This window comes from Cytobacillus sp. SAFR-174 (assembly GCF_051964675.1).
GTDB lineage: Bacteria > Bacillota > Bacilli > Bacillales > Cytobacillaceae > Cytobacillus.
In genome coordinates this window covers 17,780-33,718 of record NZ_JBQCMZ010000027.1, presented here as the reverse complement: position 1 = coordinate 33,718, position 15,939 = coordinate 17,780, and the positions used below count along the sequence as shown (strand labels likewise).

Here is a 15,939-nt window from a genome sequence, read left to right as displayed (position 1 = left end):
TTTAAAAAATGTGACCAGCAAAAACTGATCACATTTTTAATCAACCCTTTTATTTTAACATGTTTATCGGCAAAAGCCACTTCCAATATTAGTTTATCCGACTAATGGAAGCTTAGCTTTATGCTTCTTTTACATGTACGTTTAATGTTGCCGTTACTTCAGTATGAAGCTTGACTGGAACCTTTGTGTATCCAAGTGTGCGGATCGCATCTTCCATTTCGATCTTGCGTTTGTCGATTTTGATGCTGTGCTTCTTTTGAAGCTCTTCAGCAATTTGCTTGCTTGTGATGGAGCCGAACAGGCGGCCGCCTTCACCTGATTTTGCAGTAAATTCAACTGTCAGCTTTTCAAGTGTTTCTTTCAGTTTTTTTGCATCAGCAAGCTCTTCAGCAGCAAGCTTTTCTTCTTTCTTCTTTTGAGCATTCAGGCTGCTGATACTCGATTGGTTTGCTTCGACAGCAAGCCCTTGCTTAATTAAAAAGTTATGTGCATAGCCATCTGCTACATTTTTTACTTCGCCTTTTTTCCCTTTGCCTTTAACGTCTTTTAAAAAGATTACTTTCATTCCTTTTTTCTCCCTTCAAAGTATTCATCTATAGCCTCTTTTAATCGGACTTCAACATCATCAAGTGTTGCATCCTGAAGCTGTGTGGCAGCATTTGTTAAGTGCCCGCCGCCTTCGAGGTTTTCCATGATCACCTGGACATTGATATCCCCGAGGGAACGTGCGCTGACCCCTATCATGTTTTCAGAGCGGTTTGAGATGACAAATGAAGCAACCACGCCATCCATCGTCAGCAGGGTATCTGCCGTCTGGGCAATCAGCACCTGGTCAAATATCTGATCCGGCTCACCCTTGGCAATCGCAATGCCTTCTTTGTAAAATTGTACGGTTTCAATCAGCTTCGCCCGCTTGATGTAGGTATCTACATCTTCTTTTAAGAACTTTTGAACGAGCACGGTATCTGCACCCTGTCCGCGCAGGTAGGAAGCCGCATCAAACGTCCGCGATCCTGTCCGCAGTGAGAAGCTCTTCGTATCGACAATGATCCCGGCAAGCAGTGCCGTCGCTTCCAGCATTTCGATTCTGCCGTTTTTCGGCTGATATTCCAGAAGCTCTGTCACCAGTTCTGCTGTAGAGGAAGCGTATGGCTCCATATAAACCAGCAGCGGATTATGAATGAACTCTTCAGCGCGGCGATGATGGTCGATGACGACCACATGTTCAATCGCATGAAGCAGCTTTTCCTCAATTACCATGGATGGCTTGTGGGTATCAACAACCACGAGCAGGGTATCGTCCGTGGCGATTTCCATCGCCTGTTCCGGTGTGATGAATTTTGAAAAGAGTTCTTCATTCTTTTCAATTTCCTTCATCATCCTTCTGACGCCTGTATCCAGTTCACTGAAATTCACCACTACATAGCCTTCACGCTGATTCAGGCGCGCCACCTTCTGAATCCCGATGGCGGCTCCAATTGCATCCATATCCGGGCTTTTGTGGCCCATGATAATGACTTTATCGCTTTCGGAAATCAATTCCTTCAGCGCATGGGAAATGACGCGTGCACGGACCCGGGTTCTTTTTTCAACAGGATTGGTCTTGCCCCCGAAGAATTTGACTTTCCCGTTAGTCTGCTTGATGGCCACCTGATCTCCTCCGCGGCCTAATGCCAGATCTAAGCTGGACTGGGCCAGTGAACCGAGCTCAGGAAGGGAGGAAACCCCCGTGCCGACACCTATGCTTAACGTAAGCGGAACATTTTGCTTGGATGTGGTTTCCCGGACATCATCTAGAATCGTGAACTTCCCTTTTTCAAGAAGCTGCAGAATATGTTCATTAAATACGGCGATAAAGCGCTCAGATGATACCCGCTTCAGAAAGACTCCATTATCCTGTGCCCATTTATTCAATATCTGGGTCACCAGGCTGTTGAGGCTGCTTTTCGTCTGGTCATCCATCGCCTGGGTCAGTTCGTCATAATTATCAAGGAAGATGATGGCGATCACTGTCCGTTCTTCCTGATACATTTTCTCAATTTCAGTTTGTTCCGTGACATCAAAAAAGTATAAAAGGCGTTCTTCCGGTTTATGGATCACCCGGAATTTGCGGTCATGAAGCGTAATAATTTCTGTTTCCACTTCTTGTTTGATAAGCGGAACAAGCGAATCCGCGACATCATAAAGCGATCTTCCGACTAGCGTATCTTCATCAAAGCAGGATGCTAAAAAGGGATTGGTCCATTCAATGTAATAATCATCATTAATCAGCATGATTCCGATCGGCATTTCCATCAGAGCTTCTTCGCCGACTTTTTTCACCCTGTAGGAAAGGGTAGAGATGTATTCTTCCGTCTCCTTCCGGTGCTTTTGATTCAGCTGAAAAAGGTAGTAGAAAGGAAGGATGGCCAGAAACAGCCCAATTAATGCAAAAAGCCAATTGTAGTACGCCAATATACCGAGAAGCACCACTGTTATGCCCATCAATCCAAAAATCGGATAGCGTATGGACCGCTTTTCTAAATACGAAGGCATGTTTTCAGCTCCTAAACAGTAGTGTTGTTCATCACTTTTTTCCTAATCTTTGCCTTAAATCGAATCCTAAGTCAATTATACCTAATATCCTCACAATATAAAGGAGAAATGGCATAAGAAATGTAAATACAGCAGCAAGTACAGGCACCGCTTTCGGCCACCCCTTTAAATGACTGAAAAAGAAAATCAGGGACAGGCCTTGAATGACCATGAAAATCTGCAGAATGAAGGCAATATTGACAAGGGCCATAAACCAGTAGCTTCCTTCTGACGGATTAAAAAGGAACGAAGCAATAATGGTTATGAGATAGTACCATAATATGCTTTTCGGCAGGCTCATTTCCCTGAATGGCTTCAAGCCTTCAATCTTAATACCGAATCGTTTGGCGATCGGAAAGGAAACAAGCTGAATGATAAAAACAGAAATGACCGATGTCATGACAAATAAACTTGGCGTTAAGGTTTCAATCATTTTAAGGCCTGCTGTCAGCTGCTCGACTGCCTTATCTGCGTTTTGTCCGAATCCTTCGAGCATTCCTTGTGAGATTTTAATGGACTCTTCCATCATGCTGATGCCTTCTTTAATGATATTGATATTAAAAAAGGCAACTGCTGCAGCATACTGAAGCAAAAGGGCTGCAAGGAATACAAGCGTGCCCGCAATAAAGGAAGAAGCCCGTCCTTTATTCTCCCTTATGAAAATACCGATTACCGTACCGGTCAATCCGAATGTCAGGGCAAGCGGAATCCCCTTGATGGACCCGATAATCAGGGAAAGCAGGACGCCTCCCGTCAGAAAGACAATCGCGCTCATCCGGTTATTTTTTGCCGCAAACATAATAAACGGAAGAGCCAGGAAGAAAACCGAAACGGTACCGAGAATCGGCACATAGAGCGAAATCAGAAGCAGCACGGCGAAAACTGCGAGAAGCACGGCACCTTCTGTTAATTTATGTACATTATTCATTGATACACCCCTCAAACTGTGTATCCAAAAAGGAGGAAATCTGTTCCCGGCTTTTTGAACCCATATAAGCTCTATTGTAGCTAGTATTAAATGCAGGTTCAACCTTCGCGATTTCAGAAGGGGTTTTAACTTTAACACAACCCCGTACTAAAGGAGAACATAATAAAAAAGACGCCGGATACCAGCGTCTTTTCATATTAATTATTCACCTGAAACGTATGGCAGTAATGCCATTTGGCGAGCGCGCTTAATAGCAATCGTTAATTTACGTTGGTATTTAGCGTTAGTGCCAGTTACACGACGTGGTAAAATCTTACCGCGCTCAGAGATGAATTTTTTTAGAAGATCCACATCTTTGTAGTCGATGTGAGTGATTCCGTTTGCAGTGAAAAAGCAAACCTTACGACGTTTAGCACGTCCTCCTCTGCGTCCTCCAGCCATGGTCAGTTACCTCCTTTAGCTTTTTATTTTATATATTTCCGTTCATAATCGGGCACTATTAGAATGGCAGGTCGTCATCGGAAATGTCGATTTGGCCGTCATTTGCGAATGGGTCCTGATCCACGCGAGTATAGTTGCCCTGATTACGATTATCCTGGCGTTGATTCTGATTGCTGTTATTTCCAAATGGGAAATCCTGATCTTTTGGACCGCCGTAGTTCGGATTACCGCCGCCCTGGCCGCCAGAACTATTCTTCGGCTCAAGGAATTGCACACTTTCAGCCTGGACTTCTGTCACGTAAACGCGCTTTCCATCCTGGCCTTCATAGCTGCGGGACTGAATCCGGCCATCTACACCTGCAAGACTTCCTTTTTTAAGGAAATTCGCTACGTTTTCAGCTGGCTTTCTCCATACCACACAGTTGATAAAGTCTGCCTCCCGCTCACCTTGCTGATTCGTAAAAGTACGATTCACGGCAAGAGTGAATGAAGCGACAGGAACTCCGTTCGGGGTATACCGCAAATCAGGATCCTTTGTCAAACGTCCGACAAGAACAACACGGTTCATCATCAGAATCAACTCCTCTCGGTAAAATGTCTATATCTATTATTTTTCGTCTTTAACAACGATGTAACGGATGATGTCTTCGCTGATTTTAGCTAAACGAGTGAACTCGTCAACAGCTGTTGCTTCAGCATTAACGTTCATAAGCTGGTAGTAGCCATCGCGGAAATCATTGATTTCGTATGCAAGGCGACGCTTACCCCAATCCTTTGATTCAGAAACCTCCGCACCATTGTCAGTTAAGATTGTGTTGAAACGCTCAACTAGGGCTTTTTTAGCCTCATCTTCAATGTTTGGGCGGATGATGTACATAACTTCGTACTTTCTCATCACTTTCACCTCCTTTTGGTCTAACGGCCCACAAAGGGCAAGGAGCAATATACATTACTCACAAGTTGAAATTATAGCACATTAAATATGCAAAAGCAATAACACTAGAGTGAATTGGAAGATGGAAGATTATTTTGAAAGAATCATTAAAAAAGAACCCCTAAAAATAGAGGTCCCTAAATAATTAAACGTTAAAGCGGAAGTGCATGACATCTCCGTCTTTAACAATGTATTCTTTGCCTTCTAGGCGGACTTTTCCTGCTTCTTTCGCAGCTGTCATGTTTCCTGCAGCGACAAGGTCGTCATAGGAAACTGTTTCTGCACGGATGAAGCCTTTTTCAAAGTCGGAGTGAATCACTCCCGCACATTGAGGAGCTTTCATGCCTTTTCGGAATGTCCAGGCACGGACTTCCTGTACGCCTGCTGTGAAGTAAGTTGCCAGTCCAAGCAGGTTGTAGGCTGCTCTGATCAGCTGATCAAGGCCGGATTCTTCGATGCCCAGCTCCTGAAGGAACATTTCTTTTTCTTCCCCGTCAAGCTCTGCAATTTCAGATTCGATTTTTGCACAGATTACGATGACTTCCGCATTATCTTTTGCGGCAAATTCTTTTACCTGCTGCACATATTCGTTAGAAGAAGGATCCGCTACATCGTCCTCGCTTACGTTTGCAACGTAAAGCACCGGCTTGATTGTCAGCAGGTGAAGACCTTTTACAATCTTCATTTGCTCGTCTGTAAACTCGACAGTACGGGCTGGCTTATCATTTTCGAACGCTTCTTTTAATTTCTCCAGAATTTCAAGCTCGATCACAGAATCTTTATCCTTCTGCTTAGCCAGCTTGCTCACACGGCCAATTCGCTTATCAACCGACTCAAGATCAGCCAGAATCAATTCCAGGTTGATGACTTCGATATCATCGATCGGGTCCACTTTCCCCGCAACGTGTGTAATATTGTCATCCGCAAAACAGCGGACAACCTGACAGATGGCATCCACTTCACGGATATGGGACAGAAATTTATTCCCAAGACCTTCCCCTTTGCTCGCACCCTTTACGATGCCGGCGATATCCGTAAATTCAAAAGCCGTTGGCACAGTTTTTTTCGGCTGAACCAATTCAGTTAGTTTATTCAAACGGTGATCAGGCACTTCCACAATTCCCACATTCGGATCAATTGTACAGAACGGATAGTTCGCAGACTCCGCTCCCGCCTGGGTAATTGCATTAAACAACGTAGACTTTCCGACGTTCGGCAAACCTACAATACCAGCTGTTAAAGCCATCCAAGTCACTCCTCAACATTATTTCATCTATTAAAAATACGATTGTTTCTCATTTAAACAAGCCTCTAACAATTATAGATAGTTGCCGGAGAAATGTAAAGAAAAGGTGACAGGCACCTATACCACTTTGCCTGACTGGTATAGGTGCCTGTCACCGCTATTATTAAACCTTCTCAATATTCACAAGGCAGTCATACAATGTGCTGCCAAGACCGTTGTCCGACTCCCTGCTGGATGTAAGGTTATTGACGGGGCCGCCTAATTTTGCCCAGATGCCTTCATCGATATTGATGGTATCCGGATGGGCTTTTTTCATAATATGGACATAGCCCTTCATTTCTCCGCGGTCATTCCACACTTTGACGTAATCGTTCTCCTGCAGGCCAAGCTTTTCAGCAATATTATCGGCAATTTCCACCTTTGCCTTAGGCTCCGGCTTCAACAGGTGATAATGCTGCGAATGATTGGAGCGGAGCGGATGAATCGTCAGCAGGGTAAAAGGAAACTGTTCGGCACGCTCTTTATCGGTCCACTTTGTTTCCCGGGGAAGAGCGAGTGTCAGCCTGTTTTCGGAACCCTTTCGGAACGAGGTAAATTCATACTTGCCGCTTGTCGTCTTGAACTGGCGGTCTCTCCAAGGCACCGTATCAACTGGAAGCTCCATATGATGGGCATTCCGTATGCTATCAAGCGTGATCCCCTGCTTTTTAAGCGAACCGAGACCCATGCTGATGAATTCTTCTCTTGTAAAATCGAAATCAGCTCCGAATCCGAGACGCTTGGCAAGCTCGGTCCATACCCATAAATCAGGCTTCGCTTCGCCTGGCGGTTCAGCCAGCTTCGGGCCATGGTTGACATAATGATGGTACATGGAAGAATAATAGAGATCTTCCTGTTCAAACACAGTTGCGACGGGCAGAACGTAATCTGCCATTTTAGCCGTGTCTGTCATAAACTGCTCCATCACGACAACAGTCTCAACAGTTGCAAAAGCCTCGCGTACCCTTGAAGAGTCAGGCACCTGGGTTAAAGGATTTCCGCACGTAACGAAGATCATCTTAATCTCAGGATCCTTTGCTGTTAAAATCCCTTCTGCCTGCCGCATCATCGTAAATTGCCTGAAAGCCGTTTTTCGCTCAGGGAGGGTGAGGGCAGCCGCATCAAAACTCTGTCCTACCTGTCTGTTGGCATAGTTTGCACCACCGCCCGGAATCCCAATATTGCCGCTCACGGCAATCAAAGCATCCATCAGCCGGATCGTGTTCCCGCCATTCTCGTATCGCTGCATGCCCAGGCCAAAGAAAGTGGACACGGGGCGATCGCCATACACCACTGCAAGCTCGGTCATCACTTCAGCAGGCACTTCCGTTTTCTCTGCGATTTCCTCAAGCGTTACACTTTTGAGCAATTCAATCAAATCTTCAAAACCAACTGAATAGCTATCTATGAAACTTCTATCTTCCAATCCCAGACGAAGCATTTCCTTCATGATGCCGGCCGCAAGCCAGCCATCCATCCCAGGCTTAATGGAAAAATAGCGGTCGGCCATTTTAGCCGTCGCATTATAAATTGGATCAATTACATACAACTTGGCACCTTGTTTCTTTGCCTCCTGCAGCCTTTGATACAGGTGCATATTGGTGCGGGCAACATTTCTGCCCCAGACGACAATGTGCCTGCTGTTTAATATATCTTCAGGCCCATGGCTGTACGCATCTCCGAAATCCGAGCTCTGAGCCTCGATGCCGGCTCCCCAGCAGATTGACCCCACTAATTCAGTCACGCCGCCATAACAGTTGAAAAAGCGCTGATCCAGGTTCGTCAGCAAACCGCCATTGGCATAATCATGGCTGTGCAGGATTGAAGTGGTTCCATCCGTTTCTTTTAGCTCCTTCATTTTCAGGGAAATATCGTGCAAAGCCTGCTCCCAGGAAATGGGCACAAATTCTCCATCTGCCTTTTTCAGCGGATGAAGCAGGCGTTCCGGAGAATTGGTTCTGCTTTCAAGCATTCTGCCGCGGCCGCAAATTTTCCCCTTTGTTATCGGATGGTCCGGATCGCCATCTACCTTTGTCACTTTACCGTCTTCAACTGTTACATGAAAGCCGCAGCTGTCCCAGCAGTTTAGGGGACAGGCTGACTTGAATGTTTGTGCCAACAACCTCATCTCCCTGCAGTTTGTCTCTTATTCCTCATGCTTAACAAGAATTTTCTTCATTTTGCGGGCGAATTCCCTTCTTGGAATCATCACGCTGTGTCCGCAGCCTTCGCACTTAATGCGGATATCTGCCCCCATTCGGATGATTTTCCATTTGTTAGCTCCGCATGGATGAGGCTTTTTCATTTCCACCACATCATGTAAATCAAATTCTTTTTGCTCCATGTTTATCCCTCCGCATTCAGTTTTGGGTTATCCTGTTCATTCCGTGTGTACATCACAAGGCGCGGGAACGGAATTTCAATGCCATGCTCATCTAAACAAAGCTTAATTTCCTTCCGCAGCTGGCGCGCAATATAAAAGTGCCTCATTGGCAGTGTCTCTGAAACTACACGCAGCATCACGTCAGCTGCCGCCATATTTTGGATGCCCAGAATTTCCGGCGGCTTGACCATATCCTCATATTTTTCCGGGAGCTTTTCGAATAATTCCTGAAGGACCTGTTCAACCTTCACAATATCGCCTTCATACGCAATGCTGACATCCACAAATGCCACACTATTATTTAATGAAAAATTAGTCACCTGCATAATGCTTCCGTTCGGAAGGATATGAACTTCACCCGTCCAGTTTTTAATCTTGGTGGTCCTCAACCCGATTTCTTCTACGGTTCCTTCAAATTGATCAATCCGGATATAATCTCCAACTGAAAACTGATCTTCAAAAATGATGAAAAATCCGGTGATAATGTCCTTTACAAGACTTTGTGCCCCAAACCCAACAGCCAATCCGACGATTCCGGCACCGGCCAAAAGGGCTTTTACATCAATTGTCAGCACCGATAATATCATGATCGCCGCAACGAAAAACACCACATAGGTGAGCATATTCTCCAGCAGCTTCAGAAGGGTGGCTTCCCTGCGCTCTGAGATTCGGAGCCTTGACGGCGTCCTCACCTTAAAAATATTGCGGATGGCCAGCTTGCCGATCCTGATCAGGATGCTCGTCACGATCAGAATCGCCATAACTTTAAAGATGCCTTCCCCAATGGTTATCCACGTTTCTTCATTCGAAATCTTATCTATCATGCCGTTTATCATTTTTTCAATAGGACTCATGGTTTCACCTGCTCATATTTAGTGAAAATAATCAGAAAGCAATTCAAGCCCATTGCTTGAATGAAATTATACTGCATCTTGCCCCTCAGTGCGAATCCCTCTGTAAAACAAAATTATTTTATCAATTTTTCTCATGGCTTAACAGTTAAAAACCCGATTGTTTAACGATTAAATAATACAGGTATGTATAGATTACACAAAAATTCCGTATACTGTTAAAAACGTATAAATACTTGTTTTTCGGGCATGGCAAGGATTAAAAAGGGAGTGGACCTATATGAACTTCAAACCAAACTTGTTTGACAAAAAAGGCGGGGCTTCTGCCAGAATCTCGCATGAAGAAACAAACTCTGCAGAAAAATTGGCTGCTGAGCTGAAGAATATTCTGCCTGCGGGCATCGGCTGCCGTCCGATCGTGTTTGTCTGCATTGGCACAGACCGCTCAACAGGTGATTCATTAGGTCCGCTGGTCGGCACACTCCTTGAGGAAAAATCCATTTCATCCTTCCATGTATACGGAACATTGGAGGACCCGATCCATGCCGTGAACCTGGAAGATAAACTGAACGAAATCAAAAAGAAGCATTTCAATCCCTTTATTATCGGAATCGACGCATGTCTGGGCCGCCTGAAAAGCGTCGGAGTCATCCAAATTGGAGACGGACCCGTCAAGCCGGGCGCCGGAGTCAATAAAGACCTGCCGGAAGTAGGGGACATGCACATCACCGGCATCGTCAACGTCAGCGGATTCATGGAATTCTTCGTCCTCCAGAACACAAGGCTCAATCTCGTCCTGAAAATGGCGAAAACCATCGCGGAGGGGATCTATGAAGCCAGCCTGACCCACCGGACAGCGCCGGCATGGCCTGCATTTAAGTGGGAACTGAACCGTGAGCAGACACCATAATAGAGTGGAAAGCCGCAGGGGAGTGAGCCTGCGGCTTGCCGTAAGAGGTGTAAACATGGAATTCACCGTTCGATTTTCCTTGTTATATCAATGGAACATTTTTCAATAAAATAACACATCAATTCACAGGTCATTTTTCAGTTATTGGAGGGCGTGTGATTTTTTGTGATTTAGTATATGGTTACTATCAAATTACTTGGATAAATATGTTAATATCGTAGACTTTGTGATGTAATGTACTTAAGCCTCTTTAAAAAAGGCGATTACTTTATCATTACATTGAAAAGTGAGGGAAAATAGAGTTGAATAAAATTTTGTTGCACATGGAAGGGCTGGCAGTTTTAGTGTTAAGTGTATATCTTTATGCGTTATATGAATACAGTTGGTGGATGTTTTTCATTTTATTGCTGGCACCTGACATTTCAATGATAGGGTATTTAATTAACAATAATGTTGGAGCGAAATGCTATAATATTTTTCATACTTATAGTTTGTCGATTACTATTGTAATAGCAGGTTTACTTCTATCGAATCAGCTGGTGATGGCGATAGGAGTAATTTGGTCAGCTCATATAGGAATGGATAGAGCAATTGGATACGGGCTTAAATATTCAACTAATTTCAAAGATACACATTTAAATAGAGTTTAAGTTTTTTACTCACAGCCAGCTTTAGCACATAAAAAAGGGTTTAGAACTCTCTAAGCCCTTTTTGCATGGTGAATAGTGATGTGAAATCATTTTCGCGTTCGATTTCATGGGGAAATAGGGCCAAATGTGAGATAAAACCCGAAACTTGTTAGATAAAATTCAAAACATGCTAGATAAATTCACAAACCTGTTAGATAAAACCCAAAACATGCTAGATAACATTCCCAGCCTGTTAGATAAACCGCCAAGCACGCTCCTTTTCCCGAAAAACAACTGATTTGCGCTCGGATCTCACGCACTAAATTCGTGAATTCAAGCGGTTCCAGCCATTTAAAGCACCTCACCGGCATAAATAATGCACCGCAAGCACACCAACATCCGTGCCCACGGTGCACATACCATTCATCTAAAAATAAATCCCATAAAAATAAACAACCGACACAATAATTCCCGTGACCACAATTCCCGGAAGCAGGTTCGCAACCCTGATCTTCGTAATGCCCGTCAAATTCAGTCCAATCGCAAAGATCATGATTCCGCCTGTTGCGGTCATTTCCTTGATAAAGCTGTCCATCAGAAGCTGGGGGACAAACCGGTCGATTTGGGTGGCAAAAAGGGCAATGAGTCCTTCATACAGCATCACCGGAAAAGCTGAAAAGAGCACACCGATTCCTAATGTTGTCGTTAAGATGAGGGAGGTGAAGCCGTCAATAATCGATTTGGTATAAAGCACCGAGTGGTCGCCCCGGATGCCGCTGTCAAGCGCTCCGATAATGGCCATAGCGCCAATGACAAAGATAAGTGTAGCCGTTACGAAGCCCTGCGAAATGCTGCCTTGTCCTTTGGAGCCAATTTTGCTTTCAAGCCAATCGCCAAGCTTGTTGAGTTTATCTTCGAGAGCAAAGTACTCTCCAATCACCGTTCCGAACACAAGGCTCAAAATCACCACGAGGAAATTCTCGCTTTTAAAGCCCATTTGCAGTCCGAGCACCATGACCGCAAGGCCAATCGCATGCATGACCGTTCCCTTCATGTTTTCGGGAATGCGATGGAGCAATTTCCCCAGCAGTGTTCCAATAATAATCAATAATCCATTCACAAGTGTACCTAGCAGAAACATCCTCTTCACCTTATTATTTCGCAATGCGAATTATTTTCTATTAAAATTACCACGAAAGGTCTGAGCCTACAATCTTTTTTTTATAAAATCCTGTAAAAAAATAAACCATCATAAAGATGGCTTACTGATGTGTTTCTAAAAGCTCCATAATACGTTCCAAATCTTCTTTTGAGAAAAATTCAATCTCAATTTTCCCTTTGTTTTTGGACTGTTTTATATGGACGGTCGTTCCGAATCGTTCCCGGAGGGAGGATTCGCGTTCCTTAATGAAGATATCCTTTTGAACTGCCGGCTTTTTCGTTTCACGTGAAACATCGTTCAGCTGCTGAATCAGCTGTTCAAGCTGTCGGACATTTAAGCCGTCTTTAACCGTTTTTTCAACAAGCGCCTGCAGTTTTTCTTTTTTTCGCAGCCCCAATAGCGCTCTTCCGTGTCCCATGGAAATTTTGCCGTCTGAAATCAATCCTTGAATTTTCGGAGGAAGGGATAGCAGGCGAATATGGTTGGCAATATGCGGCCTGCTTTTTCCCAGGCGCTTGGCCAATTCCTCTTGTGTCACCTTGAGCTTCTCCATCAGCAGCTGGTATGCAGCCGCTTCTTCAATCGGCGTTAAGTCTTCACGCTGAAGATTCTCAAGAACAGCGAGCTCCATCATCTGCTGTTCAGTCAGTTCTCTTACAACAACAGGAACTTTCTCCAAGTTAGCTTCTTTTGCTGCCCGGAAGCGGCGCTCCCCGACTACAATTTCATAGCCCTTGATGCTTTTGCGGACGATGATCGGCTGCAGAATTCCATGTTCAAGGATGGATTGCTTCAGCTCCTCGATGGCTTCCTTTTCAAACACCTTGCGCGGCTGATAAGGGTTTGGACGAATGTCCTTTATTTTTACTTCCTGTACGGTTTCTTCACTTTCGGTTTCAGCATTATTGAAAAAAGCATTCAGACCTTTTCCTAAACCTTTAGCCATTTGAAACCACTTCCTTTGCCAGTTCTAAATATACTTCAGCTCCGCGTGACTTCGGATCATAAGTAATGATAGGTTCTCCATGGCTCGGAGCCTCTCCCAGCCGCACATTGCGGGGGATGATTGTTTTATAGACTTTATCCTGAAAATACTTTTTCACTTCTTCAATGACCTGAATGCCGAGATTTGTACGGGCATCCAGCATTGTCAGCAGAACGCCTTCGATTTTCAAATCATGGTTCAGATGCTTCTGCACAAGACGAACTGTATTCAGAAGCTGGCTCAGCCCTTCCAGTGCATAGTACTCGCACTGCACGGGTATGATTACGGCATCCGAAGCGGTCAGCGAATTTATCGTCAGTAATCCAAGGGAAGGAGGACAGTCGATAATCACATAATCAAAGTTTGCCTTTACTTCCTCAAGAGCCCTCTTTAACCTGACTTCACGTGAGATCGTCGGCACCAGTTCAATTTCTGCGCCTGCCAGCTGAATGGTTGCCGGAATGGCATATAAGTTCTCTACCGACGTAGGTTTAATGACCTTGGATGCTTCCACATCATCCACGAGGACGTCATAAATGCAATGATCGACATCCGCTTTTTCAATGCCGATTCCGCTTGTGGCATTGCCCTGCGGATCAATGTCGACCAGCAGCACTTTCTTGCCTATGTATGCCAGGCATGCGCCAAGATTGACGGAAGAGGTCGTTTTGCCGACTCCGCCTTTCTGGTTCGCAACAGCTATAATCTTGCCCACAGTGTCACCTGCTTTCATCTATCAATATTCCAATCTATCTATCTGCGAATTCATTCGTATCATTAAATCACGTAGTCTATTTTATCACGAAAAACAGGACAGAATAATTTTTTGTAAAAAATAAGAAGATTCTAATAGTCTTTTTATCGTCCTTCAAGAAAAGCGCAAGCGCCTTGCCCACCCCCGACAAGCACAAGACGAGCCTCCCGGAAAGGCGTTCTTTGCCTTTTTGGGAGGATTGGCTTGTGACCTCGAGGGGGTAGGCGCTGGTGCTAGACAGTTATAAAAGTTCAAAAATTATATGCTTTCTCTTATCTTTCAAACAAAAAACGCGAAAAATAAAACAGGGAGCCCCCGCTTTATTTTTCGCGTAAAAATTTATTTCTTTTTAGGAATCTTGATCGTGATTTGATAAAATTCATCAAATTCTTCTTCTTCAGAATCAAGATTAATGCCGCTGTCAGAAACCATGGATAAAGATTGCCTGATCGTGTTGACCGCAATTCTCATATCCTTGCTGAAAGCCTTTCGTTTCGGCTTCGGTTTTGGATTTTTCTGTTCGAGAATTTTGACAACCCGGTCTTCCGTCTGCTTCACATTGAGATTCTTTTCCACAATCTCCTGCAGCAGGGCGACCTGCTTCTCCGGGTCCTTCAGCGGGATGAGTGAACGGGCATGCCGCTCTGTAATTGATTTGTTTAGCAATGCATCCTGGACAGGCTGCGGCAATTTCAGCAGCCGAAGCTTGTTGGCAACGGTTGACTGTCCTTTTCCAAGGCGCTGTGCCAATGCCTCCTGTGTCAGGCTATGCAGCTCTAAAAGTTTTCCATAGGCAACAGCTTCTTCAATCGGTGACAATTCTTCCCTTTGAAGATTTTCAATTAAAGCTACTGAAGCCGTTTCGGTATCGCTAAGATTTTTGACAATAGCAGGAGCTTCTTCCCAGCCCAGTTTTTTCATGGCACGGTATCTGCGTTCACCGGCTATGATTTCAAACTGGCCATCCTCAAATTCCCGTACGACGATTGGCTGGATGATTCCATGTGTATGGATCGTCCGGGAAAGCTCTTCTATTTTTTCATCATCAAATACCGTTCTTGGCTGGAAACGGTTGGGGACGATTTGATCAATAGGAATTTTCTTAACTTCTTCTCTGTCGCTTAAGTCTTCAATATCCAGCTGTTCTTCTGCTGGTTTTTCCGCTGTAACTTGTTCTCCCTTTTCGCCTAGGCCAAAAAAGCGTGAGAAAGAATGCTTCATCACCCTGCACCACCTTTACGAAACTCCCTATAACATATTCTCTATCATCATGACAAATCCTGCCGGATATCAGCAATATAAATATCTGGAAAAATCGAAACGTTTACACCATTATGTCATACAATGGCAAATTGCGCACCCTATTCAATTGGTGTTTTATTGGGTGTCCCCGGCTTTCGCGGGTACTTTTTAGGAGTGCTCTTTTCTTTTTTAATGATTAAAATATTGCGCTCACTTTCTTCCTCAGGGAGAGTGAACGTGTGGGAATCCACAAGTCTTCCGCCCAGAACCGAGACGGCCTTTTTGCCGGCATCCAGTTCTTCCTGAGCACTGGCGCCCTTCATGGCCACAAATGTGCCTCCTGTTTTAGCAAGAGGCAGACACAGCTCGCTTAAAACGGATAATCTGGCAACAGCTCTTGCGGTCACCACATCAAAAGACTCACGATATTCCTTGTTCTGGCCAAAAGTTTCCGCACGGTCATGGATAAAGCGTACATTCTCAAGCTCCAGCTTCTTCGCCAGATGCTCCAGAAAACCGATGCGCTTATTAAGAGAGTCAACGATCGTAATATGTAAACCCGGAAAAGCAATTTTAATCGGTATGCTCGGGAAGCCTGCCCCCGCTCCGACATCACAGACCTTTAGCGGCTGGCTGAAGTCAAAGTAAAAAGCCGCGCTAATGGAGTCATAGAAGTGCTTTAAATACACATCTTCCTTTTCCGTAATGGCTGTTAAATTCATTTTTTCATTCCATTCCACCAGGGTGGAATAGTAGGTGTCATATTGCTGCAATTGCTGTGGCGAAAGGGCAATCCCCTTCGCCGCCAGCATTTCAGTAAATTGTTCGGTATTCATTTAGTAATCCTTTCCGTTCTCTGAC

At 44.6% G+C, this 15,939-nt stretch carries 17 protein-coding genes; 2 read left to right on the top strand and 15 right to left on the bottom strand.

What is annotated here, in order from left to right; genetic code table 11:
- Positions 1-118: 118 nt before the first annotated feature.
- The 10 genes from rplI to ACTHRG_RS20875 all read right to left on the bottom strand — a co-directional run bounded on the left by rplI (position 119) and on the right by ACTHRG_RS20875 (position 9,399).
- The gene (rplI, locus tag ACTHRG_RS20920) at positions 119-565 is read right to left on the bottom strand and encodes a 50S ribosomal protein L9 (RefSeq protein WP_035328283.1); all 447 of its coding nucleotides are present in this window, start codon (positions 563-565) and stop codon (positions 119-121) included.
- Positions 562-2,535, bottom strand: a complete 1,974-nt coding sequence (locus ACTHRG_RS20915) for a DHH family phosphoesterase (protein WP_076262949.1) — start codon at positions 2,533-2,535, stop codon at positions 562-564. Before ACTHRG_RS20915 ends, rplI begins: the two co-directional genes overlap by 4 nt.
- Positions 2,536-2,566: 31 nt before the next feature.
- Entirely contained in the window at positions 2,567-3,502 is a 936-nt protein-coding gene (locus ACTHRG_RS20910; RefSeq protein WP_076262946.1) for a YybS family protein, read from the bottom strand.
- 201 nt (positions 3,503-3,703) lie between these two features.
- Positions 3,704-3,943, bottom strand: coding sequence for a 30S ribosomal protein S18 (gene rpsR / locus ACTHRG_RS20905; RefSeq protein ID WP_009332461.1), 240 nt, complete (start codon positions 3,941-3,943; stop codon positions 3,704-3,706).
- Positions 3,944-4,001: 58 nt separating this feature from the next.
- Positions 4,002-4,514, bottom strand: coding sequence for a single-stranded DNA-binding protein (ssb, locus tag ACTHRG_RS20900; RefSeq protein WP_076262941.1), 513 nt, complete (start codon positions 4,512-4,514; stop codon positions 4,002-4,004).
- 36 nt (positions 4,515-4,550) lie between these two features.
- Entirely contained in the window at positions 4,551-4,838 is a 288-nt protein-coding gene (gene rpsF, locus ACTHRG_RS20895; protein WP_076262938.1) for a 30S ribosomal protein S6, read from the bottom strand.
- 184 nt (positions 4,839-5,022) lie between these two features.
- Positions 5,023-6,123, bottom strand: a complete 1,101-nt coding sequence (ychF, locus tag ACTHRG_RS20890; protein ID WP_035328291.1) for a redox-regulated ATPase YchF — start codon at positions 6,121-6,123, stop codon at positions 5,023-5,025.
- Between the two features lie 163 nt (positions 6,124-6,286).
- The gene (locus ACTHRG_RS20885; RefSeq protein WP_076262936.1) at positions 6,287-8,281 is read right to left on the bottom strand and encodes a molybdopterin-dependent oxidoreductase; all 1,995 of its coding nucleotides are present in this window, start codon (positions 8,279-8,281) and stop codon (positions 6,287-6,289) included.
- 27 nt (positions 8,282-8,308) lie between these two features.
- The gene (locus ACTHRG_RS20880; protein ID WP_035328295.1) at positions 8,309-8,506 is read right to left on the bottom strand and encodes a DUF951 domain-containing protein; all 198 of its coding nucleotides are present in this window, start codon (positions 8,504-8,506) and stop codon (positions 8,309-8,311) included.
- 2 nt (positions 8,507-8,508) lie between these two features.
- A complete protein-coding gene (locus ACTHRG_RS20875) occupies positions 8,509-9,399 on the bottom strand; it encodes a mechanosensitive ion channel family protein (protein WP_076262934.1) in 891 nt (296 codons plus the stop codon).
- A 277-nt stretch (positions 9,400-9,676) separates the two neighbouring features.
- On the opposite strand from ACTHRG_RS20875, the gene yyaC reads away from it, so the two are divergent.
- Together yyaC and ACTHRG_RS20865 are read left to right on the top strand one after the other, a co-directional pair.
- Positions 9,677-10,306, top strand: coding sequence for a spore protease YyaC (gene yyaC / locus ACTHRG_RS20870; protein ID WP_076262932.1), 630 nt, complete (start codon positions 9,677-9,679; stop codon positions 10,304-10,306).
- A gap of 302 nt (positions 10,307-10,608) precedes the next feature.
- Positions 10,609-10,956 (top strand): DUF4260 domain-containing protein, encoded by a 348-nt coding sequence (locus ACTHRG_RS20865; protein ID WP_076262930.1) that lies wholly within the window; start codon positions 10,609-10,611, stop codon positions 10,954-10,956.
- 406 nt (positions 10,957-11,362) lie between these two features.
- Here ACTHRG_RS20865 and ACTHRG_RS20860 read toward each other — a convergent pair whose 3' ends face one another.
- The 5 genes from ACTHRG_RS20860 to rsmG form a co-directional block, all read right to left on the bottom strand.
- Positions 11,363-12,076, bottom strand: coding sequence for a DUF554 domain-containing protein (locus ACTHRG_RS20860; RefSeq protein ID WP_076262927.1), 714 nt, complete (start codon positions 12,074-12,076; stop codon positions 11,363-11,365).
- Between the two features lie 121 nt (positions 12,077-12,197).
- Positions 12,198-13,043, bottom strand: a complete 846-nt coding sequence (locus ACTHRG_RS20855; RefSeq protein WP_076262926.1) for a ParB/RepB/Spo0J family partition protein — start codon at positions 13,041-13,043, stop codon at positions 12,198-12,200.
- Positions 13,036-13,797, bottom strand: coding sequence for a ParA family protein (locus ACTHRG_RS20850; protein WP_048010276.1), 762 nt, complete (start codon positions 13,795-13,797; stop codon positions 13,036-13,038). Before ACTHRG_RS20850 ends, ACTHRG_RS20855 begins: the two co-directional genes overlap by 8 nt.
- A gap of 378 nt (positions 13,798-14,175) precedes the next feature.
- A complete protein-coding gene (gene noc, locus ACTHRG_RS20845; protein ID WP_076262924.1) occupies positions 14,176-15,057 on the bottom strand; it encodes a nucleoid occlusion protein in 882 nt (293 codons plus the stop codon).
- A gap of 140 nt (positions 15,058-15,197) precedes the next feature.
- Entirely contained in the window at positions 15,198-15,914 is a 717-nt protein-coding gene (gene rsmG / locus ACTHRG_RS20840; protein WP_076262922.1) for a 16S rRNA (guanine(527)-N(7))-methyltransferase RsmG, read from the bottom strand.
- Positions 15,915-15,939 lie beyond the last annotated feature (25 nt).

Bases quoted from the DNA above. Each gene is read 5' to 3' on its own strand.
- rplI (WP_035328283.1), bottom strand. From the start codon at position 565: ATGAAAGTAATCTTTTTAAAAGACGTTAAAGGCAAAGGGAAAAAAGGC.
- ACTHRG_RS20915 (WP_076262949.1), bottom strand. From the start codon at position 2,535: ATGCCTTCGTATTTAGAAAAGCGGTCCATACGCTATCCGATTTTTGGA.
- ACTHRG_RS20910 (WP_076262946.1), bottom strand. From the start codon at position 3,502: ATGAATAATGTACATAAATTAACAGAAGGTGCCGTGCTTCTCGCAGTT.
- rpsR (WP_009332461.1), bottom strand. From the start codon at position 3,943: ATGGCTGGAGGACGCAGAGGAGGACGTGCTAAACGTCGTAAGGTTTGC.
- ssb (WP_076262941.1), bottom strand. From the start codon at position 4,514: ATGATGAACCGTGTTGTTCTTGTCGGACGTTTGACAAAGGATCCTGAT.
- rpsF (WP_076262938.1), bottom strand. From the start codon at position 4,838: ATGAGAAAGTACGAAGTTATGTACATCATCCGCCCAAACATTGAAGAT.
- ychF (WP_035328291.1), bottom strand. From the start codon at position 6,123: ATGGCTTTAACAGCTGGTATTGTAGGTTTGCCGAACGTCGGAAAGTCT.
- ACTHRG_RS20880 (WP_035328295.1), bottom strand. From the start codon at position 8,506: ATGGAGCAAAAAGAATTTGATTTACATGATGTGGTGGAAATGAAAAAG.
- ACTHRG_RS20875 (WP_076262934.1), bottom strand. From the start codon at position 9,399: ATGAGTCCTATTGAAAAAATGATAAACGGCATGATAGATAAGATTTCG.
- yyaC (WP_076262932.1), top strand. From the start codon at position 9,677: ATGAACTTCAAACCAAACTTGTTTGACAAAAAAGGCGGGGCTTCTGCC.
- ACTHRG_RS20860 (WP_076262927.1), bottom strand. From the start codon at position 12,076: ATGTTTCTGCTAGGTACACTTGTGAATGGATTATTGATTATTATTGGA.
- ACTHRG_RS20855 (WP_076262926.1), bottom strand. From the start codon at position 13,043: ATGGCTAAAGGTTTAGGAAAAGGTCTGAATGCTTTTTTCAATAATGCT.
- noc (WP_076262924.1), bottom strand. From the start codon at position 15,057: ATGAAGCATTCTTTCTCACGCTTTTTTGGCCTAGGCGAAAAGGGAGAA.
- rsmG (WP_076262922.1), bottom strand. From the start codon at position 15,914: ATGAATACCGAACAATTTACTGAAATGCTGGCGGCGAAGGGGATTGCC.